General features: G+C 70.6%; 18 protein-coding genes, 1 tRNA gene and 1 pseudogene. 7 read left to right on the forward strand and 13 right to left on the reverse strand.

The genetic code is table 11. The features are described 5' to 3' along the window. The first annotated feature begins 155 nt into the window (after positions 1–155). The 4 genes from ACWC94_RS19895 (at position 156) to ACWC94_RS19910 (ending at position 7,668) form a co-directional block, all read left to right on the forward strand. Positions 156–1,937, forward strand: a complete 1,782-nt coding sequence (locus ACWC94_RS19895) for a PucR family transcriptional regulator (RefSeq protein ID WP_450798065.1) — start codon at positions 156–158, stop codon at positions 1,935–1,937. A gap of 606 nt (positions 1,938–2,543) precedes the next feature. Beyond that, positions 2,544–3,665, forward strand: a complete 1,122-nt coding sequence (locus ACWC94_RS19900) for a hypothetical protein (RefSeq protein ID WP_450798067.1) — start codon at positions 2,544–2,546, stop codon at positions 3,663–3,665. Positions 3,666–3,957: 292 nt separating this feature from the next. Then, positions 3,958–5,133: a glutathione-independent formaldehyde dehydrogenase gene (locus ACWC94_RS19905; protein ID WP_450798069.1), complete on the forward strand. Its 1,176-nt coding sequence runs from the start codon at positions 3,958–3,960 to the stop codon at positions 5,131–5,133. A 345-nt stretch (positions 5,134–5,478) separates the two neighbouring features. Continuing rightward, positions 5,479–7,668, forward strand: a complete 2,190-nt coding sequence (locus ACWC94_RS19910) for an FUSC family protein (RefSeq protein WP_450798070.1) — start codon at positions 5,479–5,481, stop codon at positions 7,666–7,668. A 627-nt stretch (positions 7,669–8,295) separates the two neighbouring features. Here ACWC94_RS19910 and ACWC94_RS19915 read toward each other — a convergent pair. After that, positions 8,296–8,369 (reverse strand) — tRNA-Met (locus tag ACWC94_RS19915). A 374-nt stretch (positions 8,370–8,743) separates the two neighbouring features. Beyond that, positions 8,744–9,214: an ATP-binding protein gene (locus ACWC94_RS19920; RefSeq protein ID WP_450798071.1), complete on the reverse strand. Its 471-nt coding sequence runs from the start codon at positions 9,212–9,214 to the stop codon at positions 8,744–8,746. A 585-nt stretch (positions 9,215–9,799) separates the two neighbouring features. Here ACWC94_RS19920 and ACWC94_RS19925 point away from each other — a divergent pair. Further along, positions 9,800–10,036, forward strand: a pseudogene (locus ACWC94_RS19925) (carbonic anhydrase); the annotation flags it as partial. Positions 10,037–10,065: 29 nt separating this feature from the next. On the opposite strand, the gene ACWC94_RS19930 reads toward ACWC94_RS19925, so the two are convergent. The 7 genes from ACWC94_RS19930 to ACWC94_RS19960 all read right to left on the reverse strand — a co-directional run bounded on the left by ACWC94_RS19930 (position 10,066) and on the right by ACWC94_RS19960 (position 18,124). Beyond that, a complete protein-coding gene (locus tag ACWC94_RS19930; protein WP_450798073.1) occupies positions 10,066–10,470 on the reverse strand; it encodes an STAS domain-containing protein in 405 nt (134 codons plus the stop codon). Positions 10,471–10,932: 462 nt separating this feature from the next. Continuing rightward, entirely contained in the window at positions 10,933–12,111 is a 1,179-nt protein-coding gene (locus ACWC94_RS19935) for a PP2C family protein-serine/threonine phosphatase (protein WP_450798074.1), read from the reverse strand. Positions 12,112–12,316: 205 nt separating this feature from the next. Beyond that, the gene (locus tag ACWC94_RS19940; protein WP_450798075.1) at positions 12,317–12,661 is read right to left on the reverse strand and encodes a MerR family transcriptional regulator; all 345 of its coding nucleotides are present in this window, start codon (positions 12,659–12,661) and stop codon (positions 12,317–12,319) included. A gap of 857 nt (positions 12,662–13,518) precedes the next feature. Next, entirely contained in the window at positions 13,519–14,358 is an 840-nt protein-coding gene (locus ACWC94_RS19945) for an RNA polymerase sigma factor SigF (protein WP_450798076.1), read from the reverse strand. Between the two features lie 1,075 nt (positions 14,359–15,433). Continuing rightward, on the reverse strand, positions 15,434–15,937 hold the full coding sequence (locus ACWC94_RS19950) for a hypothetical protein (protein WP_450798148.1): 504 nt from the start codon (positions 15,935–15,937) through the stop codon (positions 15,434–15,436). 2 nt (positions 15,938–15,939) lie between these two features. Further along, entirely contained in the window at positions 15,940–17,382 is a 1,443-nt protein-coding gene (locus ACWC94_RS19955) for a molybdopterin-dependent oxidoreductase (protein ID WP_450798077.1), read from the reverse strand. A 4-nt stretch (positions 17,383–17,386) separates the two neighbouring features. After that, positions 17,387–18,124 (reverse strand): flavodoxin family protein, encoded by a 738-nt coding sequence (locus ACWC94_RS19960; RefSeq protein ID WP_450798078.1) that lies wholly within the window; start codon positions 18,122–18,124, stop codon positions 17,387–17,389. Between the two features lie 192 nt (positions 18,125–18,316). Between ACWC94_RS19960 and ACWC94_RS19965 the strand changes: the two genes are divergently transcribed. Continuing rightward, entirely contained in the window at positions 18,317–19,993 is a 1,677-nt protein-coding gene (locus ACWC94_RS19965) for an acetolactate synthase large subunit (protein ID WP_450798149.1), read from the forward strand. Next, entirely contained in the window at positions 19,993–20,178 is a 186-nt protein-coding gene (locus ACWC94_RS19970; RefSeq protein WP_450798079.1) for a hypothetical protein, read from the forward strand. The genes ACWC94_RS19965 and ACWC94_RS19970 overlap by 1 nt, the downstream gene beginning before the upstream one ends. A gap of 250 nt (positions 20,179–20,428) precedes the next feature. Here ACWC94_RS19970 and ACWC94_RS19975 read toward each other — a convergent pair whose 3' ends face one another. The 4 genes from ACWC94_RS19975 to ACWC94_RS19990 form a co-directional block, all read right to left on the reverse strand. After that, positions 20,429–22,873: an ATP-binding protein gene (locus ACWC94_RS19975; RefSeq protein ID WP_450798080.1), complete on the reverse strand. Its 2,445-nt coding sequence runs from the start codon at positions 22,871–22,873 to the stop codon at positions 20,429–20,431. Between the two features lie 174 nt (positions 22,874–23,047). After that, positions 23,048–23,851 carry an intradiol ring-cleavage dioxygenase gene (locus ACWC94_RS19980; protein ID WP_450798081.1) on the reverse strand — a complete coding sequence of 268 codons (804 nt, stop codon included), beginning with the start codon at positions 23,849–23,851 and terminating at the stop codon, positions 23,048–23,050. A 118-nt stretch (positions 23,852–23,969) separates the two neighbouring features. Beyond that, positions 23,970–24,182, reverse strand: coding sequence for a hypothetical protein (locus tag ACWC94_RS19985; RefSeq protein ID WP_450798082.1), 213 nt, complete (start codon positions 24,180–24,182; stop codon positions 23,970–23,972). Positions 24,183–24,224: 42 nt separating this feature from the next. After that, positions 24,225–25,046, reverse strand: coding sequence for a sterol desaturase family protein (locus ACWC94_RS19990; RefSeq protein WP_450798083.1), 822 nt, complete (start codon positions 25,044–25,046; stop codon positions 24,225–24,227). Position 25,047 lies beyond the last annotated feature (1 nt).

A 25,047-nucleotide genomic window follows, 5' to 3' on the forward strand; every position in this document is an offset into this window, starting at 1 on the left:
TCGAACCGGGTGGCTCCACGCCTGCGCCTGGCGAGTCAGGAATGCACGGGTCCGGTCGCCCCACGAGTACGAGAGAAAGAACCCACACGTCTCGGGTAGCCGGCCCGGGGCCGGGTACGCGAAAGCCGCTCACCTCCGAAGGACGGAGTGATCGCATGGTCGGCAGTCGGGCGTACAGCCTGTACCACCGCTGCTCCGACCGGAAGGGCAGCCTTCCGCGGGGCAGCGGCGGGCGGCGCCCCACGGCCGCGCCCAGGGGGCCCCGCCTGCCCGCTCGCACCCCAGCCGCCCGTGCCCTCCACGAACTGGTCGCGCTCTCCCGCGCCCAGTTCGACGCTCCGGACGAAGGCGAGATCCTGCGCCTGGCCATGGATCACATAGTCGCCGCGGGGCCGTACAACGCCGAGGCCGGATACCTCAAGGTGGGCGGCGACCTTGTCCCCAGCCCGAGGAACGGGCAGACGCATGCGTTGGCCGTGGGCCGGAGGGTTCGGGAGCTGGCCGGGCAGGACGGCAACGTGACCGTGGCCGGCAGGCCCTGGGGCCGCGCCCTGGGGCTACGCGGACCTGGGGGACTCCACGGCTACCTCGTGGTCACGTCCCGCTCCCGGCCCACCAGGGCCGAGCGATCCCTGCTCGCCATGCTCGTCCGGCACACCGCTGCTGCACTGGCGGTCGCCTTCGCACACCGCCGCCAACGCGAGGACGCGCTGGAGCTGCACCGGCTGCGGGAGGAACGCACAGCCCTCCAGCGGCAGCTGATCTCTGTGGTGGCTGAGCTGGGCTACGAGCGAGCCGTTCACGCTCTCATGGCCGACGTCGCTGCCTCGGGTGGCGGTGAGGAAGCTGTCACCCGCGCACTGCACGGGCTCACTGGGCTTCCCGCGCTGTTCGAGGACCGCTTCGGTCGGCTGAGGTCCTGGACCGGCCCCGACCGCCCCGTCCCCTATCCCGAACCGGACCCCGTGCGCCGGGACGAAATGCTGCACGCCGTCGCCAAAGAGGCCGGGCCGGTGCGGATAAGGGACCGGCTGATCACCCTGATCCGCCCGCACGGCGAGATCCTGGGTGTGCTGGCGCTGGTCGATGCCCGGGACGAGGCCGACGAGCACACCGTACTCGCGCTTGGACACGCCGCCGCGTCGCTCGCCCTGGAGCTGACGCACCTGCGCAATCTGGCCGAAGTGGAGCTCAAGCTGCACGGCGAGCTGGCCGACGACCTCCTGGCAGGGACGGACGAGCCGAGCGCCTACGCCCGGTCCGAGGCAGTCGGACACGACCTGCACGGCAGCCACTACGTCGTCGTGGTGCAGTGGTCGAACCGGACCGCGGACGATTCCTTCGCGCAGACCGTGCGTCGGGCGGCCGTTGCGGTGGGCATGCGCTCGCTGCTGACCCGCCGCTCCGACCACGTCGTCCTCATCACTGGCGACAGGCCGCACGCCCGCGCGTTGTACGAGGCACTCGCCCGGGAGACCGGGACACGGTCCGGGACGATCGGGGTGAGCGCCCCTTGCGACTCCCTGAACGACATCCCCCACCACTACCAGGAGGCGCAGCGCGCCATGGAGGTGCGCCGCCAGTCCCGCGAGCGCTACGGCACGTCGTTCTTCGACGAGCTCGGCCTCTACCGCATCCTGGGACCCGGCAGCGGTCACCGGGAACTGGAGACGTTCGTCCAGGAGTGGCTCGGGCAGCTCATCGACTACGACTCCCGGCACCACGCGACCATGGTGGAGACCCTGTCCCGGTACTTCGACTGCGGTGGGAACTACGACGAGACCGCCGACTCCCTCGCGATCCACCGCAGCACGCTCCGCTATCGGCTCCAGCGCATCCGCGACATCAGCGGCCACGACCTCGCGAACGTCGAGGACCGGCTGAACCTCCAGGTGGCGACCCGCGTGTGGAAGATCGTGCTGGGCGGACCCGGCTGATGCCTCACTGGAACTTTTGCGCGAGCGGTGTCAGTAGCAGTTGGGCGGGCTGCCCTGCTGCAGCGCTGCGGGGGGTGGGTGGCCCTTCCTCGCCTTGATCCAGCGAGGTCGCGTCGCGCCATGAGGCGGGGCCTTGGTTCATCACCGCCATCGGACCACGGCAGGGGGCCCCGGACCAGGGAACTGTGTCCCCGGGCCTCACCCTTTGCCCATGAGGACGATCGTTCGGTTGAAGCCCTATGGAGCCCCTGCCGCGAGGCGACCGCCCTTCGCGCCCACTCGCGATCGGCCCTGGCTGGGATCCCGCGAACCAGTCGGGGCCTTCGCCTGCCCCCTGCCTGCGCAGTTCCGGGCAGGACACCGAAGCGGGGTGTCCGGTGGCGCGGCGTGCGGTGCCGCCCGGGTGGCGCGGAGCTGGTGCTCGTAGTGGCGCACGCAACCGTGTGGCTCGGTGGTGGGACAGGTCCTGCACGGGGGAGGTCGAGGAGATCTGACCGTACCGCCTGCACCTGCTGGCAGGGGCCAGCGTGTCACGCGGCGTCGGTGTTACCTCGGGGGCATCCTGTGGCCACGTGTGATCGCGGGGGCAGCCGACGAGAAGGAGTCATGCGGGTGTCGTCTCAGGACGTTACGGTCGTGGCTCTTCTGGCGGATCCGGATACGCCGACGGAGATCGCGCAGCGCATGGCCCAGATGCTTCCTGATCGGCTCGCCGACAGGTCAGGCCAGGGACGACGGTTCGACGTCGAGGTGGTCAGTGAGCCCTTCACCGCAGGGACCGAGGACCTGTCCACGTTGACGCGCCGGATCATGGACCGCGGGCGTGCGGAGAGTTGGGACATCGTCGTGGCCCTCACCGACCTTCCGCTGCACTCGCACGGGCGCAAGCTCGTGGTGGATCTGAGTCACGAACACGGCTTGGCGCTGCTGTCCCTTCCGTCGCTGGGGGGCTTCCGGCTGCAGACCAGGGCCCGGCAGGCCGTGGAAGAAGCCGTGCTCAGCTTGGCGGCCCTGCAGGGCACGGGGGCTGAAGGGCCTCCGGGAAGCCAGCCGCTGCGGGGGCCCTTCATCGGTCGTCTCGCGCCTGTCCATCCGGGCCAGATCGGTGAGGAGGAGATCGCCGATCTGCGGTACGTCGTCAGTGGGCCGCGCGGTTACCTGAGGGTGCTCGGCGGTATGGTCCGCGCCAACCGGCCGTGGCGCTTGGTGCCGGGCTTGTCGAAAGCCCTGGCGGCCGCACTCGCCACGGGGGCGGTCGCCACGGTGAATTCCACCATCTGGAACCTGGCCACCTACCTGAGCACGCCACGCCTGGTGATCGCCATGGTCGGGTCTGTCGCTCTCATGATCGGCTGGCTGATCGTGGACGCGAACCTGTGGCATCGAACGGATGAGGTTTCGCCGGAGGCGGGGAAGAGGGCGGCTCTCTACAACGCCTCGACGATCGTGACCGTGGGGATCGGGGTGATCGTCTGCTACGTGGGTTTGATGCTCATCAACCTGGTGTGCGCGCTGTTCATCCTCAACGACCGGGTGTTCGCTTCCACGACACGAACGCCGCTGCACGTCACGGAGTACTGGACGTTGGCCTGGTTCGTCGCTTCGGTCGCCACGGTGGGCGGCGCGCTGGGATCGGGCTTGGAGAGCGATGAGGCGATCCGGGCAGCCGCCTACTCCAAGCGCGAACAGGAGCGTCGCAGCATGCTGCAGCGCGACCACGGTGACTAGCGGGTGACCTCAGTCGGAGATGTGCCGTCGGTTGGTGGTCGTCCGGGTCCGGAGATTCCGCTGATCGGCCGGTACGTGGTTGTTTCGCCTCGGGGGCCGACGGGGACCCGGACGCAACGCCGCCGGGGCGCCGAAGCTCCGCCTGGCGGGCCGACGGCAAGACCGTTCCATCTGATTTGGGTGAACGGCCCGCAGAGGGCTGCGGAGCCACGGACCCCGCCGGCACTTCCGAGCGTCAGGCCCTTTACGCCCTCTCCAGCACCGCCATGCCGCGACATCAAGGGAAGCCATCATGAAGGCAGCGGTATACGAAGGACCGCGAACGGTCACAGTGAAGGACGTACCGGACGCGAAGATCGAACATCCCTGCGACATCGTCGTCAAGATCACCACCACCAACATCTGCGGTTCGGACCTGCACATGTACGAGGGTCGCACCTCGTTCGAGTCCGGCCGCACCCTGGGACACGAGAACATGGGCCAGGTCGTGGAGGTCGGCTCGGCCGTCCGCAAGGTCCAGGTGGGCGAGTATGTGGTCCTGCCCTTCAACATCGCCTGCGGCTTCTGCAAGCAGTGCGAGCAGGGCCTCACCAACTACTGCCTGACCATGCAGCCGGAACCGGCCCTCGCCGGAGCCGCCTACGGATTCGCCGACATGGGCCCCTACCAGGGCGGCCAGGCGGAGCTGCTGCGCGTGCCCTACGGAGACTTCAACGCGCTGCGCCTGGGCGAGGACGCCGCCGAGCGGCAGACCGACTACGTGATGCTCGCCGACATCTTCCCCACCGGCTATCACGCCACCGAGATGGCCCACGTCAAGCCGGGCGACCAGACCATCGTCTTCGGGGCCGGTCCCGTCGGGCTGATGGCGACCTACTCCGCCCTCCTCAAGGGCGCCGGCCGCGTCTGGACGGCCGACCACCAGCCCGACCGGCTGCGCAAGGCGGAGGAGATCGGGGCCATCCCCATCAACACCGCCGAGCGGAACCCGGCGGAGGTCGTCAAGGAGGCCACCCTCGGTCTGGGCGCCGACAACGGCTGCGAATGCGTCGGCTACCAGGCACACGACCCCCAGGGACACGAGGACGCCAGCCTCACGCTCAACGGCCTGATCGACTCGGTCAGGTTCACGGGCGACATCGGCGTGGTGGGCGTGTTCCTGCCCCAGGACCCCGGCGGCGCGGAGGCCCAGGGCGAGCTGGAAGCCCAGGGCAAGGTCCCGATCGACTTCGGCATGATGTGGTTCAAGGGCCAGCGCATGGGAACCGGGCAGGCGCCGGTGAAGAAGTACAACCGGGCGCTGCGGGACCTGATCGCCGGCGGGAAGGCGAAGCCGAGCTTCGTCGTCTCCCACGAGCTCAGCCTGGACGAGGCCCCCACCGCCTACGAGCACTTCGACGCCCGTGACGAGGGCTGGACCAAGGTGGTCCTGCATCCCAACGGACACGGCAACGGCCACAAGCGGTAAGAGACCCGGGGCCGCCGTGCCCGCTGTTTTCCCTGGACCGGTCCGGGGAACGGGTGGCGATCTGCCCGTCCGCCGGACGGGGCTGGGGGCAATCGCCGCGCTCCGGCCGGACCTGAACCGACAACGATTGCCCGCGCTCCGGCCTGGAGGACGGACTGCGGACGCTCAGCAGTGTCCGCAGGAGCAGCGCCCCGTCCAGCGGCTGCGGCCGCCAGCCAGTCAGCGGGCCGTGTGGGAGGCTTCCTTGCCCGACGGCTGCCGCACCTCAACCAGGCCGACGCGACCCGGCAGGGCGTTCCGGCCAGGCGGACACCCGTGACGTGGCTGCGGTCCTTCGGGGAGGTCGTGCGATCCGGGCTCACGATCGAGGAGACGCGGCTGGAGCCCCTGCTCGCGCTGCGCACGGCCGCTGGGGTGGCGATCGTCATCGGGCCGGCGCTGTGGCTGATCTCCCCTGCGTACGCCGCGTCCGCCGCCCTCGGCGCCTACTCCGCGGGTGGGGCCACCTTCCAGCGCAGCTGGCGTCCACGCAAGGTGGTCGCGCTCGGCGCGGGCGCGGGTCTGGCGCTCAGCACCTTCGTGGGCTACCTGGCGGCGGGGCGACTCGTGACGTTCCTGCCGCTGCTGGCCGTATGGGCCTTTGCCGCGGGCATGGCGTGGGCCGTCGGATCGACCGCTGGGATCGTCGCAGCGACGACCGTGGGCAGCATGCTGGTGACCATCACCTTGCCCACGAGCGTCGGGCGCGCCCTGGGGCACGCCGGGGTCATCGCACTCGGGGGCGTGACGCAGGCCGTGCTGATCTTGCTGTTCCCGATCCGGCGTTGGGGAGCGCATCGTGACGCGCTCGCCGACGCCCTGGCCGCCGTGGCTGACTACGCCCGCCGGTTGCGGCACGACCCGACCGCCCCGTTCGACCCGGAGCCGTTGATGACGGCCCGGGACGCGGCTGCCGTGACGCCGTCACAGGCCCGCACCCGTCCCCCCGTCCTGCACGGCCCCCGGGGACTCGCCGAGCGCATTCGGCCGGTCGTCGCCGCGCTCGCCGACCCGGACGTCGGCGCCCCGGCGGAGGGACCCGGGCGCGACCGCGCGCGGGAGTTGCTCGACGCGGCGGCCGACGTCCTGGATGCGGCCGCCCGTACGGTCCGCCGCGGCACTCCCGCCGAGGTGCGGCCCGGGAGCATGGACGTCCTGCGCGTCGACGAGGAGCACGAGGTGCTGGAGGGCCCCGCGCGGCAGGCCGCCGAGCGGCTCGTGGAACTGCTCGGCGAGGCGTTGGAGATCGCCGGGAGCGGCTGCGCGCGCAGGAGGACGCCCACGCCGCCCGGCCTCGCCGGCGCCCAGTTCCTGGTGCGCCCGACCATGCTCCGGCTGGTCCCGGTCGTCGTACGGGCGGTCCGCCGTGAGCTCCGCCGGGACTCGCCCGTGTTCCGGCACGCCGTCCGCCTGGCGGCGGTGGCCACGCTCGGCTATCTGATCGCCGCCCGGCTCCCCTTGGGCCACGGCTACTGGGCGCCCATCGCCTCGGTGATGGTGATGCGGCCGGACTTCCACCGGACGTACGCGCGTGCGGTGGCCCGTCTCGCCGGGACCCTGGCGGGGGTCGCGCTCGCCACCGTGATGGTGCGGGCCCTGGGACCGGATGCCCATGTGTTCGGCGCGCTGGCAGTGGTCTCGGCGGGCCTGTCGTACACGCTGAACCGTACCGGCTACGCCTACTCCCAGTGCTTCACCGCCGCGTACGTCGTCTTCCTGCTCGGCATGGGCGGCCAGGCATGGGAGCAGGCAGTCCCGGAGCGGGTGGTGCTCACCCTGCTCGGCGGGGCCCTGGCGATGCTGGCGTACGTGGTGTTCCCCGCATGGGAGACACCCCGGTTGCCGGGCCGGCTTGCGGACTGGCTCGCCGCCAACGGCCGCTACGCGGCCACGGTGCTCCGCAACTACGCCGAACCGACCCGGGAGCATCACGCCGACATGCGCAGGGCACTGCTGGAGAGCAGGGAGGCACGTGCCGCCTGGCAGGAGGCATACGACCGGGCACGGCAGGAACCGGTCCGCCCCAGGGGTCTGACGTCGCGCGAGGCGCAGGAGGCGCAGGAGGCGCTCAAGGGGTTCGGCCGGGCAGCGATGCTCATGGAGAGCCACGTCCCCCGGGCCGACAGCCGTTTCGTCCCCGAGGCGGAGCGGTTCGCCGAGGCCCTGGAGACGGACACCGCGAAGGCGGCAATCGCCGTGCGCGAGCACAGGAATCCGGACTGGGGACGCGTGGAGGAGGCGCTCCACGCGTGGGAGGACGCCGCCGGCGATGGGAGCCCGGTCGTGCGGCGCGAGGCGGAACTGCAAAAACGGGCCTTGGAAGACCTCGCGACAGCCGTGAGCCGCACACCCCTGGAACGGGACGTCGCCTCTGCTCGCGAGGAGCAGCGGGTGCGGGCGACCCTGACTGCGGAGGGTACGGAGGAGGGGCCGCGCACCGGGGTGGGTGACGGCGCCGGCCACAGAGAGCGTCGCGCCTCCTGGAACGGGACATAGTCGCCCGGCCGCGTCGAGCGCCGCCACACGTACGCCGGTGTCGCCATCACGAGGATCAGACCCGCCAGGATCAGCGGTTCGATCCCCTCGACGTTCCACCGAAAGGACTTCTCCGCCTTGGCCGTCACGATGACCGCCGCAGACGGACTGGACCTCGATCATCTCGACGCGGTGGTCCACAACGCGGGGTCGCCGTCGACGACCCGCCGCGTCGAGAGACCGGACTCCCTCACCCCGTCCCGCCCGCAGGTCAGCGTGACAACCCCCGGCGAGCGGCTGCGCGCCTTGCCCGCCGCGCTCCTGGGGCAGGCCAAGGTCCCGTCCCTTCCCACATGGCCGACCCGGCCGTCGCCTCTCGCCTTTGGGTCGCCAGCAGCGAGCTGGCCTGCACCGACCCGAACCTCGGATTTCGGTAGTCCGGAGCCACACCCAGTACGACCATCCGACGGCCAACTGCCATGCTTCAACCCGGCGGGGCGGGGCGCTCAGTCACGTACTGTACGTCCGTTGCGTTAGCCCAGTGCGTTGACGCCTTCTGCGACCGCGGTGCCCTGTTCGCCGAGAGCCAGGTCCGAACCGGCCCACATGCAGTGAAGGCCCGGTGGATACCGGGCCTTCACGTTTGAGTAGCGGGGACAGGATTTGAACCTGCGACCTCTGGGTTATGAGCCCAGCGAGCTACCGAGCTGCTCCACCCCGCGTCGGTACGGTGAACTGTACGGCACCGAGCAGGATCGGCCCAATCGACTTTCGCCCCGGTCCGGATTCTGAATTCCCGCAGGCCCCGGTGCTCACGGAATTCGGGACCTTCCACCTCGGGGGGTAGCCCGCTGATCTCCTGCAAGAAGTTCAGCCCCGGCTCAGACCATCCGCAGGTTCAGACCTGCGGCGTCCATGAACGTCACCAGTGCCATGTCGAAGGTGAGGTCCCGGCTCTCACCGGACCAGACAGGTTCTTCCTCCACACTCACACAGCAGTACCCCCTGCGCCAGGGTGCCGCAGGGAGCGGGCGGTGGCAGCCGGCACGGCCGTGATGGTGAACGCGGGCGAGCCCGCGGTAGCCGGCCACGTTTCCTAGGGTTTGTGGCCGGTGCCGGCCGGGCCAGAGGCGAGGGCGATGCGGGCGGTGATGCGTTTGCCGACCGGCTCGCGCCGGGCTTCCACGCCCTGCGCGACGGCCATCACGATCTCCAGACCGTGCTGCCCGATGCGGTCGGCGTCCGAGGCACGCGCCACCGGCAGCACCGGGTCGGAGTCCCAGACGACGACCTCCACCATTTCGCCCATGATCCGCAGTTCCATCAGTACGGGTCCGGGCGCGTACTTGCGGGCGTTGGTGACCAGTTCGCTGACCACCAGCTGGGTGAGGTCCACGGCACGCTGAGAGACCGTCACACCGTGTGCGCTCTGAGCGCGGGTGAGGAAACCTGCGGCCAGATGGCGGGCCTGGGCGATGCAGGTCCCGTCCCCCTCCAGCGCTACGCCGGTCTGCAGAACTTGGGCGTCAGGCGCGGTGTCGTCCTCCCCTTGCGGGTCTGATCCCATCACAGCCCGCCATTCATTCCCCGTTCACGATGCCCGGCACGTACCCCCGCAGGCGGGGTTCACGCCTTGCCCGCCTTGTTGGCTGTGCCACGCAAAGAAGCCGCCCGTACCGTGCCGGGCGGCACTGCGTACGAGAGTGTGAATATGCCAGGATCACCAGCATGGCCGAGGCAGCCATGACCAATACCGGACCCACTGGGCAGCCAGGCCCGCTGTCGGTCGTGTCCACGACCGTCGACGGCATCCGCAGAGTGCCCCTGGCCGGAGAGATCGACCACCACACCGGCGACACACTCCGCCAGGCCCTGGATGCTTCGACCACGGCATTGTCGGCGTCGACACCCTCACCGACTGCCGGGAAACCCTCCACCAAGCCCTCAGCCACGGACGCTTCAGCGGCGGCCTCTCCATGGGCGGGAAGAAGGCGGCCCGCATAGGTGGTGGCGGAGTGCCCGGCCCGGCATGGCCGACGGAACCGCTTCTGGGACCGATTCGCGGTCCTGCTGCCCGAGCGACCGGAGTACCACCCGGACCACGTCCAGCTCGGGGCGGGTTCAACGCTGCCCGGGGTCGTCCGGGTGCTCGCGCGTCACCCCCAGCGTGCTCGCGGCCACGGCCGCGGGCCGCTTCGACGCGGACGAGGTCCTCGCCGAGCGCATAAGGCACACCGTCGACCTGCTGCTGGACCGCTCCCGTGTGCTGGCCGAGCGGGTCGCCGACGGCCGGGTCGCCGTGGTCGGCCTGCGCTACCGGCTCGCCGACGGCGGCGCCCAGCTCGTCGCCGCCCGGGGCCTGGGCGCCGCGGTACCCACCGCGGTCTGACCGGCCCCGGCTCGTTCCACAGCGGTTCCTCAGCGTGCGGGACCGGGCCAGTGCGCCAGGCCGTCGAGGGCCGGCGACTGGCAGGTGGCCTCCTGCGGCGAGTCGTAGAACTCGTAGGCGTCGGCCAGGCCGCCGTGCGCGAAGACGGTGCGCATCCGAGCCGAGGGGCACGTGATCCGCAGCGAGCCCTCGCGTTCCCGGATGCGTTTGGTGAGCGTCACGACGGTGCCCAGGAACATCGAGTCCAGGAAGGGCACGAAGCACAGGTCGAGGACGAAGTGGCGGTGCCCCTCACCCAGCAGCCGGATGACTGCCTGACGGATCAAGGCGTGGGTGTGGATGTCCACCTCGCCGTCGACCTCGACAACGGTCCAGCCGTTGACGACGTCGCAAGCGACGGCGATCTCCTCGGTGCGGACGATGCTCCAGCGCATGGCCCGTCCCTTCTCGCGGCTCTGCACGAAACGCCAGGCCCCCTGCGACGCGTTGCACGCCTGGTCAGCGAGGGTTTGCGTGCAGATGCCGCCTGCCTCCATCCAAGGCGTTTCCCGGTTGATCGCAAGCCGGGCAGGGCGCCGGCGCCACGGTGAAGGACGCGGGCCCTGCGACGGACCCCGTCACGGCACACGACGCAGCTGCAGCAGGCCCTCCGGGTTGAACTGCACGCGGTCCTGCCCCACCACGCCGCCGCCCCACCAACGACCTGACCGTGCAGGTGGTCTACGCCAAGCGCGCCGATGTCGGCGCCGGCTGCGAACGGAGACCGGTTGCGGTCGGAAGGTGCCCCGCAGGGTACCCTCCGCCCGCGCTGCTCAGCGGCGTGCTGGAGTCGGCGAAGACGTTCAGCGGGAGATCTGTTGTGGGGGCAGTGAAGACAGACATCAGCGAACCGGACCCTACCCGTCTTCGCGCCGCGGACCGTGCCAGTCCAGGATGAGGACAGTGGCGTCGTCCCTGAGGTTTCCCCGACAGGCATCCAGTACCGCGGTGGTCAGGCTGCGCACGGCCTCCCTGGGATGTGAGGTGCGGGTGTCCCACACGAGGGATGCCAGGTCGACGGCTCCGGCGCCGCGTTCCTGCATGCCGTCAGTGAGCAGGATCAGACGGTCGCCGGGGAGAAGATGGAGTTCCTGGACATGGTAGGAGGCGGGGGCTGCCACGCCGAAGGGGAGGTTGACTGCGAGCTGGACCTCTTCGACCTCGGTGGCGCCTTTGCGTAGGCGCAGGGGCCGGGGATGCCCTGCGTTGACCAGTTCGCAGGTCCCCGTTGTGAGGCCGATGCACAGCAATTGGCCAGTGGCCAGACCGCGGCTGTGGGTCAGCAGGACGTCGTGGGCGTGTTGCGCCTGCTGGAGTGCGTCACAGCCGCTGCGGCGGGCGCCGCGCATAGCGCCGACCAGGAGTGTGGCGAGCAGCGCGGAGTTGGTGTCGTGACCCATGGCGTCGGTGACGGACAGGTGCAGTGTGTCGCGATCGAGTGTGTAGTCGTAGGTGTCGCCGCCGATGTCGTCGGCCGGCACCAGCCCTGCCGCGAGGGTGAACTGGGGAGCCTCGCAGCAGGAGGCCGAGGGAAGCAGGTGGTGCTGGATCTCGGCGGCCAGGCTGGTCCGGGTGGTGCGCCGTCCCGCGTGGTACAGGTCGGTGAAGCGGCGGTCCGTGACGATGATGTAGGCCAGTGCGTGCGCCGCGTCTTCGATCTGCGCGAGCACGGTGTCGTCGGCGTTCTGCAGCGTAGCCTCCAGCAGACCGATGCAGTCGCCGCGGTTGGTGACCGGCGAGATCACGCGCCGCCCGCCCTGGCCGTCCGGTTCCACGCGCTGGCACTGGGTGCGCAGGACTGCGTCGTAGACGCTGCCCTCCAGGTCGATCCGCTCGGCAGCGCCGCCCATGTCATCCTCGGCCTGTGTGGTCAGGCGCAGCAGCCGCCGACCCACGAGGTCGACGAACAGGAACGACACACGCTCCGCCCCGAAGCGCTTGCGCAGGTCATTCGCAAGTACCTCGACGGACTCCCCGGGCGGTGCCGCCTCAGCGGCGGCCAGAAGCTGCCCCAGTTCCAGATCCCCGCCATCCATGGCAACCTCCTATCGGTTGCCGGTCCTTCTTCCCCGGGTTCGCCCCTCGTCACCCACTACCTGCATCACGCCCGCTCGCGGTTCTCTCTTCCGGCGGAGTTCGGTTGACGCGTTGAGCCCGTCTGAGCCGCCGAACGGCGGTGCGGTCCCTCAGCGGCCGCGTCCGCCGGCAGTGCATCGGTTCCCTCAGGTTCGGGCGTTCTGATCAGGCTGATGTCCTCGGCTGAGGCTTGCCGCCCTCGGCGCGCAGTTGCTCGTTGATGCGCTGCGCCTCTTCGAGCTGGTCTTCGAGGATGACGATGCGGCAGGCGGCCTCTATGGCGGTGCCCTGGTCGACGAGTTCGCGGGCTCGGGCGGCGATGCGCAGCTGGTACCGGGAGTAGCGGCGATGGCCGCCGTCGGAGCGCAGCGGGGTGATCAGGCGGTGTTCACCGAGGGCACGGAGGAAGGCAGGGGTGGTGCCGAGCATCTCGGCGGCCCGGCCCATGGTGTAGGCGGGATAGTCATCATCGTCGAGAGGGCCGACGGGACGGGAACCGGCAGGCGGCATAGACCTCTTCTTTCGGGGACGCGTCGGGGGGCCCGGGTGCCGTACTGGCACCCGGGCCCCGAGCTTTCAACACCATCTACCGGCGCTCCGCGCCGGCCTTCTTTTTCCGCAGGTGCCGCCCGGGAGGGCGGGGCTGCGGGGATCGCGAATGCGTGACCGGGGACCACCTTCCAATCCGGGGCCTTGCGTTGTACCCGGGCGGACTGCTTCCTCGCCCGGGCGATCCTGATGGCGTTCTGCTCCTTACCTTTCGATTGCGCGGATACCGCGGGTGCTGCTCACAGCCCCACGGGGGCCGTGTCCTTCTGGTCTACCTGTACAGCAGTTCGTACCTGCTGTACCTACTTCGACTTCTGGGTACGGAGACAACGCTAACCCCGCATCGGCGGAATGTCTACTGTCGCCATGACAGTTTTCCTCCATGGAGGGTGTGTGTGCTTCTACCGCAGGTAAGGGAGGAAGAGTGCCCACTCGAATGGCGGTCGCCCTTCCTGGGTCGGGGCGCACGATCCGCTCAGAGACCCCAGCCGAGGGGCGGGATGCCGCAGCTGCTCACGGCGTCGCCTCGTACCGGACGGTGCTGGACGTCGACGACGTCACGTTCATGGACTCCAGCGGCATCAACGCTCTCACCACCACCCCCGAACCGCGCGAAGCGCCGGGAGCCGGTTACGGCGGGCAGCACCCAGTGCCTCCGTCGCACGTCTCTTCCAGATCGTCGGTCTCGATGACGTCGTAGCCTGTCACCCCACCGCTCGCGACGCCTTGCACCCCTGGCCTCGGGGCCGTGCGCCGGATAACGCCTGATGCCCGCCACGGTTGTGGCGGGCATCAGGCCGGGTGCGGACAGCTGGCTGTCAGCCGGTGGTGAGCAGGCCCTCGCGCAGGCGAGCGAGGCAGCGGGACAGGAGCCGGGAGACGTGCATCTGGGAGACGCCCAGGCGCTCGCCGATCTGGGCCTGGGTGAGTTCTTCCACGAAGCGCATGTGGATGATCTGCCGGTCGCGCTCATCCAGGTCAGCGATCAGCGGGGCCAGGGAGTGGAAGTCCTCCACCAACTCCAGGTCGGTGTCTTCGACGCCGATGAAGTCCTGGAGGACGCTCTCGCCGTCCTCGCTGCCGCCGATGGCGGCGTCCAGGGAGGAGGAGTTGTAGCCGTTCGCGGCCAGACGGGCCTCCATCACCTCGTCCTCGGGCAGGCTCATCAGCTCCGACAGTTCCTTGACCGTCGGCGTGCGGCCCAACCGGCTTCGCAGTTCTTCCGTGGCCTGGGCGAGCTGTACGCGGGCCTCCTGCAGCCGCCGGGGAACGTGCACGGCCCAGGTGGTGTCGCGGAAGAACCGCTTGATCTCCCCGACGACATAGGGGATCGCGAAGGAGGTGAACTCCACCTCGCGGGACAGCTCGAACCGGTCGATCGCCTTGATCAGGCCGATCATGCCGACCTGGACGATGTCCTCCCTCTCCTCCGGTCCGCGGCTGCGGAACCGGCCGGCCGCGTAGCGGACCAAGGACATGTTCATCTCGATGAGCGTGTTGCGCGCGTAGCTGTACTCGGGCGTGCCCTCCTCCAGCACTGCCAGCTGTTCGAAGAACAACCGGGAGAGTTCGCGGGCATCCTTGGGCGCCACCCGGGTGGGGTCGGCGACTTCGGGCAGCTCGGTGGTCTGTGTGTCCAGCGTGCTCATGAGCGCCATGTAGGTCCCCTCCCGGATTCGAACTCGTGCCACGGCCCGCTGTGAAAGGGCCGACGGCGCTTCGGTTACCCCTTCACTTTCCACCCATGCCTGCCACCACGCGATCGAGGGGCAGGGCTGTGAGCTGGCACGTCTCCCCGCTGAGAGGCCGCCCGCCCGGTCCGGCCGGAGAACCCGCCGGCGTTCCGGAGTCGGCCTGGCGTCCTTCGTGCTGCGGGTGGAGCAGGGGTTGCGACCGGAACCGGGGCGGCGCCCTGTGGCACAGGCCAGCAAGCGGGTCACGGGTGCAGTGGCGTCGGGGTCCTCGAATGGGGCCCCGGTCGGGGGCGTCAGGGGGCGAACCAGTAGCGGTTGCACCGAGATACGGGCCCCCACTGGCCGTTCCACCTGCCCCACCCGGCCCGCATCGGCGGCCCGAGCCACCGGCAGCACTGGGTCGGAGTCCCCCACCTGGACCTCCACCAGATCACCGGCGATCCGGTTCGAGGACTCACACCGGCCCCGTTGCTGACTCTTCCGACGGCGCGCCCCTCGCTGTCGGGATAATGCGTCAGTCGTCCGCGGCCCCTGGCACCGGTGCCGCCTTCTGTGCGGCAGCCAGGACGAGGTCAGGGGCAAGACCCCGACGTGAGGGGCCTCTACCTCATCGCGGCCGTGCTGGAGCCGGCCGTGGTGGCGCGGCTGATCTCTGTCCGGCGGGGCTGAGCAGCGAGGGGAGACCGTGGTCCTGCACTGGCTCCGCCGCCAGAAGGCCTGTGTGATCCACAGGGCCCGCTCAGGGACCCGGCAGACCAGTGCCGTGGAAGCTCGCGCACTGGCCGCGCGGATGCGGAGCATGCCCCCGTACGAGCACCCGGTCCCTGAACGATCTCGGGGTGCCGCGCACACCCCGAGGGCGAAGACTCCTCGGCCCAGGAGCTCTCTGCACAACCGGGCCGGCCCGCAGCCGACGTCGAGGTCGGGGCCGACGCTGCGTTCCAGCACGGCAGCCGCAGACAGACCGGGCCGAGGCCGGGTTGCGGGGCCAGCGCGCAGGGGTCCTCGTCGGCGGCGTCCAGTGCGCCCTCGTCGGTCGTCACGATGTGCCGCCACGCCCTGGGCCGGACGGGCCCTCGTCGGTGCGGCGGGCATGCCGGCAGCGGCGGAGCCTGACCGCGAACGCCACCGCGGAGCCGGCGAAGAGTACGCCGGTGATCGCCAGCCACCGACTGACGTAGACGCTGTCGGGCAGCCCCGTGTCGCCGGGGTAGGGGGCCGCCAGACGGAAGACGAGAGGGAACCAGACCAGCAGGAGCAGACAGGACAGGAAGGCGGGGACGCGCAGGTAGTTGATCCACGGGACCATCGGTCCGTCGACCGCTCGATGCCGCAGTACGGAGAGGGTCGACAGGTCGGCCAGCGAGTACAGGGGCAGCAGGATCAGGTCGTGGAGGACGGCCGCACCGACGAACCAGATCGCCACCTCCTGCGGCTGGACGGCGAACAGACGCACCGTGGCGTAGCCGGTGAGGGCGAACGAGGCGATCAGGACCAGAAGATGCAGGGGGCCGGAGCCGTACCAGCGGACGAATCGTGCCATGGTCACGCCCTGAAGGTGAGCCGATGGACCCATTTGGTGTTGTTCACGCCGGGGTTGGCCGGGACGATGATGCGGGCCGGGTAGCCGTGGTCGAGCGAGAGGTCCGCGCCGTTGACGCGGAGGGCGAGCAATGCCCGGGAGTCGTTGATCTGGTTGCTTCGCAGCACCACCCTGGTGAAGGGGCCAGGGGGCTGGATGGACCGCACCAGAACGCTTCCGGCGTCGGACATGCCGACCAGGGCGGCCAGGTCGGCCAGCCGTACGCCGCTCCAGTGCTGGTCCTCGGTGGACCATCCCTCCACGCAGGCGATCGGCAGGGCGGCGGCGTGCTGAGGCATCGCCAGGAGCTGCTCGCGGGTGAGGATCCGTGGCGCTCCGCGTCCGTGGACCTCCAGCCGCCAGCCCGGGCCGACCAGTGCGGGTGTGACGCCGACGGCTGCCGCCGTCTTGTTGATCTGGAAGCCGTTGGGGCCGACGCCCGGATCCCGGTTGTGCGGTGCGAGCAGCGCGGTGGCACGCAGCCGGCCACCGATGCTCTGCCCGGCGGTCACGACGAGGAGGAGCAGCGATCCCGCTCCCACCATGCCCGCCGCGCCGCGGCGGGTCATGGTCGGTGGGGCGGGGACCGCCGCCACCAAGCCGTCCGGATCAGGGGGTTCGGGCACCGTGTGGGCGAGATCGGTGCGCAGTTCCGCGCGCAGGCTGCGCGAGCGCAGGGCCCGGGTCATCCGGCCGAGTCTGAGGCACACATGGACCACGAAGGCGGCCATGAACACCCAGGCGCCGTAGAAGTGCAGGCGATAGAACGAGCCCGGGAAGACGTAGTACAGCTGGATGTTGAAGATGCCGGTGACGAATTCGAAGATGACGCCGCCGACGAGCAGGAGCAGGGACAGCCGTTCGAGTCCATGCGCGAGGGAGCGCACCGGCAGCCATTCGAACAGCTTCGGGATCACCGACCACAGCTTGGCCAGCAGGACCGGCACCAGAACGACGCCCAGCGTCACGTGCACGCCTTGGAGCAGTCGGTAGAGCCAGTACGGATGCGTGGGCCAGTCGAAGAGGTAGAAGCCCAGCACGCCCTTGTCGGGGGTCTCGTCGTTGAGAGGGCTCAGCTCGGGGTTGTAGGAGGCGTAGGACAGCAGTCCGGTGACGAACAGCAGCGGAATGCCGGCCAGCAGCACGCAGCCGAACACCGACGTAAGCCAAGGCCCCCGGATCGGACTGCGCCAGAACCCGGGACGGAACGGCCCCGGGGGCGCGGGCAGTCGCCCGATGCGCAGCGCCGCCGTACGGGCACGAGCGGCTGCCTTCGACACCGCTGCCGCCCCACCGGCCAGTACACGCTTCGGTTGCTCCCACGCATGCTTCTCGGCCGGTCTTCGGCGGCGTGATCCACTGGGTGGCTCCGAGTCCGACGGCCCTCCGCGGCTTGTCTCCGGCATCGCGCTACCGGTGCTCGGGGTTCTCGTAGTCGCGGCGGCAGCCGGCGTCCCAGGCGGTGCGCTGGTTGCCGTAGGCGGGGATGCCGCCGAGGTCCTTCAGGGCGCGGGCCAGGTGCAGGAGGTTCCAGGTCATGAAGGTGGTGTTCCGGTTGGTGAAGTCGTTCTCCGGGCCGCCCGAGCCGGGATCGAGGTACGAGGGGCCAGGACCGGCCTCGCCGATCCATCCGGCGTCCGCCTGCGGCGGGATGGTGTAGCCCAGGTGCTGCAGGCTGTAGAGGACGTTCATGGCGCAGTGCTTGACGCCGTCCTCGTTGCCGGTGATCAGGCAGCCGCCGACACGGCCGTAATACGCGTACTGCCCGGCTTCGTTGAGCAGGCTGGAGCAGGCGTAGAGGCGCTCGATCACCTGCTTCATCACGGAGCTGTTGTCACCGAGCCAGATGGGGCCGGCCAGCACGAGGATGTCGGCCGCCAGGACCTGTTGGTACAGCTCGGGCCAGGCGTCCGTCTCCCAGCCGTGCTCCCGCATGTCGGGCCACACACCGGTGGCGATGTCGTGGTCCACGGCACGTACGACGTCGACATGCACCCCCTGTCCTTCCAGGATGGTGGTGCTCCGGTGGATCAACCCCTCGGTGTTGCTCGTCTCCGGTGAGCGTTTGAGGGTGCAGTTGAGCACCAGGGCGCGCAGGTCGTCGTAGCGGGCCGGTGGTGCGTCGGTGTCGGGCGACGTAGCGGTCACACGGTCCTCCCGGAGTTCCGCCGCCGGCCCGTGCACGGCGACTCGTCCACGTCGCCCAGCGTGCGGGCCGCCCGCGGTGACCGCCACCACAACACATCCGAATGGCCCTGGGCGGTCCACGCCCCGGTCGGCGGCGGACGAGTGGCCGGGGCAGACGGGCCTGCCTACGTTCGCCCCATGGGCACCGAAGACATGACCGGGTCGCGGAACACGGCAGCAGCGCAGGACGTGGCGCACCTGCTGGTGCGCTGTCTGCGGGCCGAGGGTGTGGAGTACGTCTTCGGCATCCCCGGTGAGGAGAACATCCGCTTCGTGGACGCCTTGCAGGGCTCCGGGATCCGGTACGTCCTGGTGCGCCACGAACAGGCCGCCTCGTTCATGGCGGAGATCTACGGGCGGCTGACCGGCCGGGCAGGGGTGTGTTCGGCCACACTGGGCCCCGGCGCGATCAACCTGCTGCTCGGCACCGCGGACGCCATGACCAACAGCTCGCCGGTGGTGGCCCTGTCCGCGCAGGGCTCCCTGCGCCGCACCCACAAAGAGTCGCACCAGGTCATCGACCTGGTGTCGATGTTCGCTCCCGTCACCCAGTGGGCGGCCCGCGTGGAGTGTCCGGACGCGGTGCCGGAGATGGTGCGCAAGGCGTTCAAGACCGCGCAGAGCGAACGCCCCGGAGCGGTGTTCCTGGCGGTGCCGGAGGACGTCGAAGCGGAGCGACCCGCCGAGCATGTGGCACCCCTGCAGATCGACGCGGTGCACGCCGATGCGCCGTCACTCTCGCAGATCGCGCGTGCGGTCGAGGTGCTCACCGCGGCACGCCGTCCTGCCGTGCTGGCCGGCCACGGCGCCGCCAGGGCCGGGGCGTCAGCCGCTCTGCTGCGGTTCGCCGAGCGGCTGAACGTCCCCGTTGCGACCACGTTTCACGGCAAGGGTGTCTTCCCCGACGACCACCCGAACGCTCTGGGTGCGGTCGGCTTCATGCGCCACGACTACGGCAACTTCGGCTTCGACGCCGCCGACGTGCTGATCTGTGTGGGCTACGAGATCCAGGAGTTCGATCCGTCCAAGATCAACCCCAGTGGCGACAAGCGGATCGTGCACGTGCACCGCTTTCCGGCCGAGGTCGACGCCCACTACCCCGTCGCAGTCGGCGTCCAGGGCGATCCCTCCCAGGCACTGGACGCCCTCGCGGCAGCGCTGCCCGACGGACTCACCTACGACTCGGCGAGCAGCGCGAAGATCCGTACGCTGCTCGACGAAGAACTCCGGTACGGACGCGACAACGACACGTTCCCCCTGGTGCCACAGCGCGTGGTGGCGGACGTCCGCACCGCGCTGGACCGCCACGACATCGTGCTCGCCGACACCGGCGCCGGGAAGATGTGGATGTCGCGTCTTTACCCCACCTACGAACCGGACACCTGCCTGGTCTCCAACGGCCTGTCCACCATGGGCTTCGCGCTGCCGGGCGCCATCGCCGCCAAACTGGCCCGGCCGGACCGGCGCGTCCTGGCGATGATGGGCGACGGCTCGTTCCTGATGAACTCACAAGAACTGGAGACCGCGGTGCGCGAAGGCATCCCGCTGGTCGTCCTCGTTCTGGTGGACCAGGAATACGGTCTGATCACTTGGAAGATGGAACTGGAACTCGGCCGCCACAGCCACACCCGGTTCACCAACCCGGACCTGGTCGCCTACGCCGAGAGCTTCGGCGCACGCGGCTTCCGGGTCGAGTCCGCCGACCAGCTGCTGCCCGCACTGCGCCGCGCCCTCGACGACGAAGGCGTCTCCGTGATCGCCTGCCCCGTCGACTACTCCGAGAACCTGCGCTTGACCGACCGGCTCGGCAGTCTCAGCGGCCCGTTCTGATGCACGTCACCTACTCGTTCGACCCGCACCCGCGCGGCACTCTTGCGGCCATCCGCGTCGCAGGCGGTCCCGGTGGCCCCTTCCGGCTGGCCACTGCCCTGCTGTCCCGCCGGGTCCGCTCCTCCCTCGCCAAGGACCTGCGCGATCTGGAACGCCGGCTCGCCAAGCCGAAGGAAGACGTGTGAGGGCGTAGGACAGGGCCGCGTCGGCCGCGGCGGATGCTGAGCCGGCCCGGTGGACCCACGAGGGCCGTACCTTCGCGGCCGGTCCGCCGCCCGAGTGACGGCGAGCCGGCGCGGGCGCCCTCTTACGTGCGGCACACAGCAAGCGGGGAAGCAGCCCACCATGATGACGATCCCAAGTACGAGATCTTCGTCAGCGGCTGTCAGCGCCTTCCTCACCTGGGTGAGGGACGGGGGGACCACCTCCAGGTGCTCACCGGGCCGTGCTCCCACCCCCGGTCCGTGCGGCCGCCCACAGTGCGATCTGCGTGCGCGAGCGCAGGCCCAGTTTGTCGCGGACCTTGTCCAGGTGCGTGGCGACCGTGTGGATCGAAAGGCCGAGCCGGGCCGCGATCTGCCGGTTGGTCAGCCCTTCGGCGACGAGTTCGGCCACCGTGGACTCCCTTGCGGTGAGCCGCTCGTCGCCGGCGCGGACGTCGCGCGCCGTGCGGGCCTCGCCGCTCCCCGCGCCGAGCGCGTACACCACCAGCCGCTCCCCGCGCAGCCCGCGGGCACCGGCGACGGCAGCCTCCTGCGCCGCTGCCGAGAGCCGTGTCCGGGCACGCTCCGCCGCCTGTTCCACCCTGTGCCGCCAGGGAGCCTCGGGCTCGGTGTCCAGGTGGCGCCGCGCCTGCACGCTCGCCTCGTACAGCCGCAGCGCACGCTGCATGTCGCCGCTCTCGGCGGCCACGAGGGCCAGACCCTCCACGGGGTACAGGGCATGGAAACTGGACCCTGGGACGATCCGCAGCACCTCGGCGAACAAGGTCTCCGCGCTGCGCAGACGCCCCAGGGCCAGCCGTACGGCCCCCGCGGTGTGCAGCGCGGCCGCGGTCCGAGGCCATGGCGCCTGCTGCCGCAGCACGGGCAGACATCGTGACATCAGTTCGTCGGCCTCCAGCTCTCCGCCGGCCTGGAGCAGTGCCCAGGCCAGGTGGTGGGTGCACCAGGCCGTGTCCTGCGGCGTCGCGGTGGACGCGACGACCTCCAGGCACTCCCTCAGATCCGCGATGGCCTCGGCGAACTCACCGCGGCACAGCCGCGCGGCCGCCCGGGCGTCCAGGGCGTTGGCCAGTCCGGCGGCGTCACGGCGCGTCCGCTCGCCCCGCACCGCCTGCTCGGCCAGGCGCAGTGCCTCGTCCAGGTCGGCCTGCTGACAGGCCACCCGTGCGGCGAGCGCCGACACCTGCCCGCCCAGCGCCCGGCCCGCGGCTCCCCGCAGGAGACCGGTGAGCAACGCACGGGCGGCCGACGGCTGTTCCTGCTGGTAGTGCACGCGCGCCAGTTCCAGGGTCAGCCGCACCCGTACGGTGTCGCCGTGGCCCGCGCTGCAGTTCAGTATGGAGGCGAGATTGTCCCGTTCCGCCGCGAGCGGGCTGCCGGCCTGGTCGGCGAACACCTCCCCGCGGCCCCGCCCGGCCAGCTCGGTCAGCCACGCGAGCGCCCGGCGCAGGGTGGCGTGCAGCTCACCGGATGCCCGCAGACGGTCCAGGGCGCAGGTACGGATGGCACTCAACTGCCGGAAACGTGTGGGCGCCGTCTCTCCCGGCAGACGGACGACGAGCGACTTCGCTTCCAGGGCGCACAGGATGCGGAAGACCTGCCGCCGGCCTATGCCGTCACCGGCGCAGACGGTTTGTGCGGCGGTCGCGTCGAACCCGCCGACCAGGACCGAGAGGCGCCGGAAGACGGCCTGCTCGGCCGGATCCAGCAGCCGGTGGCTCCAGTCGACCGCTGCGGCGAACCCGCTGTGGCGTGCGGGTCCGGTGCGGCTCCCCCTGGTCAGAAGGTCCAGTTGGGAGAACTGGTCTTCCAGCCCCGCCAGGATGTCGCTCAGCGCGAGGGCACCGACGTTGCGGGCCGCGAGTTCGACGGCGAGCGCCAGGCCGTCCAGGCGGCGGCAGATCTCGGCCACCACGTGGCCGTTGCCGCGATGGAGCGTGAACCCCGGGGAGTTGCTCGCGGCGCGGTCGACGAAGAGCCGTACGGCATCGGACTGCATCAGGGCCGTCACATCGTCTCCGGCGTCGGCCGCCGGCAGGGACAGCTCGCCGACCCGGAACACGGTCTCTCCGGGCACCCTCAGGGCCTCCCGGCTGGTGGCCAGGATCCGCAGACGGGGGCAGCGGCCCAGCAGGGTCTGGGCCAGCCTGGCGCACGGCTCGGCCAGATGCTCGCAGTTGTCCAGAATCAGCACCCGGGGGGCGTCACCGATCGCCCGCACCAGCGCGTCGACGCCGGTCCGGCCCGCTCGCTCGCCCACTCCCAGCGCGGCGGCCAGGGACTGCGTCAGCAGCGCGCCGTCCTGGAGTGAGGCGAGTTCCACGAGGTCGACTCGTGCGAAGCGCTTGGGTAATCGCTTGGCGAACTCCAGCGCCAGCCGGGTCTTGCCCACCCCGCCGGCACCGGTCAGCGTGAGGAGGCGCGAGGTCCTCAGGAGGGTGCGCAGGCCCGACAGCTCGTGCTGCCGGCCGACGAAGGAGTCGAGCGCCGGCGGCAGGAAGCTCCCCCCGGCCGTCGCGACCGTGGCACCCGAAGCCGCCCGTCGCCGCAGCGCCCGCTGCCGGCAGGCGCTGGAGCAGTACCGAGCCGGCCGACCCCCGTGCGGCCTCACGATCAGCGCCGCACCGCACACATCGCATGTTCGACTCCGGCTCATCCCCGATTCCTGGCCGCACCGCCCCGGAACGAAACCATCGCCTTCGGCTCATGTGTCCCTGTGAAAACCGCGCCGGTCGGCTTCGGCAGGAGCGGAGCGACCGCCGTCGCGCGTGCGGTGGCCGGCTCCGTGGCGGGGCCGGCCACCGCGGGCATCCCGGTGCGTCAGGTCGCGTCAGGGTGTGGCGGCGGGGTCGATACCGAGTACGACGCTCCCGGTCACTCCCTTGCCGAGGTCGCTGCCCGCCTGGGTGAGATTCAGCAGGGTCGAGGACCCGCCGTTGCGGTAGATGCCGTCCCGCGCGTTGAGCGTGCGGGTGGCCGTGTTGTTCCGGTACGGCGACCGGGCGGCGATCCTGGTGTTGTACGCCTCCGGGAAGTAGAGCTGGCCCGTGTGGGACACGTGACCGCCGTGGTACGTCCCGCCCGACACGGTGCCTCCCTCATGCGTCTTGACGTGGATGTGGAGGGCCCGGCCGACGTACCAGCCGGGGTAGACGGTGGTGAACTCCGCGACACCGGCGGAGTCGGTCAGCTGCACGCCGCGCAGGAAGGTGGTGTCCGGGGTGGAACCGCCGGCGACATACCCGGAGTAGACCCCGAGGGCGTCGCAGTGCCAGATGTCGACCGCCGTCTGGGGCAGCGGGGCGCAGGTCGCCGCGTCGACCACCGTCACGCGGAGGGTCAGCGGGACACCCGCCTTCCCCTCTGTGATGTCCTTGCGGACCGTCTCCAGGTCCAGGTAGTACGGCCCCTCGGTCTGCTCGGGCGTGAGGACACAGTCGGCGGCCGGCCGGGCCGCGGCCCGGTGCCCGGTGGCGGCGGTCGCCTGCGTCGCGGCGAGGCCCAGCGCGGCCACACCGAGGGTGGCGCCGCCCAGGGTGGCTATGACGGACCTGCGGGTGGCACCCGCGGGAACGTCCGACGGCTCGAGGTCGCGCTGCGGTTCCGCGGTGTTGTCGCGGGGGGTGTGAGTCATGGTGTGAGCATGACGCCGGTGACGGCCCACGGGATCGCACGGACGACCCACGGAGCCACCGCGTTACGAAACCCGGGCGGAGCAGGTCCGGTCGTTCGTCATCCCCGAGACGGCCCTCTCACAGGGCCGATGCCGCGACGGTCACCGCAGGGCCTCCGCACGCGGGAACGCGGCCTCCAGCCGGCCGCGCGCCCGGGAAGAAGGCGATCGCGCCGGCGAAGGCCACCCGGCCGGGCAGCGTCAGCGCCACGTCCCCGGCGGCGAAACCGGGGCCGGCCAGGACCGGAACGTGCCGTGTGCGGGTCCAGCGCCACAGGCGCACGGCGGGCACGGGCGCCGGCAGGGGTTGACGACCCGGTCCAGGGGCGGTGTGTCACCCGTCCGCCCCGGGTGCCCAGCCGGGGGGCCCGAACAGGTACCCGACACGGTCGCGCCAGCGCCGCGCCGCGCGGACGTCGCGCCATGCGGATGCGAACTCGTGGAAGGCCACCCGCACCGGGTTGTAGGTGCCGATGTTCTTCGTCAGGCCGTACACCACGCGTACGCCCTCCGGTTCGAAGGTGCCGAAGAGCCGGTCCCAGACGATGAGGACGCCGCCGTAGTTGCGGTCCAGGTACCTGGCGTTCGAGCCGTGGTGGACGCGGTGGTGGGAGGGCGTGTTGAAGAACCACTCCACCGGCCGCCACAGTTTGTTCACCCGCTCGGTGTGCAGGAAGAACTGGTAGACGAGACTGAAGGCCTGCTGCAGCAGGATCATCCACGGCGGAATGCCGAGCAGCGCCAGCGGCAGCCAGAAGGGCAGGCCCGTCATCGGCGTCCAGCTCTGGCGCAGGGCGGTGGAGAGGTTGAAGCTGAGGCTGGAGTGGTGGACCACATGGCTCGCCCACAGCACCCGCACCCGGTGGTGGGCGCGGTGGAAGGCGTAGTACGCCAGGTCGTCGCCGAAGAACAGCAGCACCCACGTCCACGCGGAGAGCGGCGACAGGTGCCACGGGGCGACGGCGAAGAGGGCCGCGTACACCACGATCGTCACCGCCTTCCACGGCACCGCGACGACCTGGCTGCCGGCGCCCATGGACATGCTGGTGACGGTGTCCCGCAGCTCGTAGCCGCGCGCGTCGTCGTCCGGGAGGAAGCGGTAGGACAGTGCCTCGACGACGACCAGGAGCACGAACGCGGGTATCGCGTAGACCACG

The sequence above is a fragment of the Streptomyces sp. NPDC001135 genome (genome assembly GCF_053598395.1).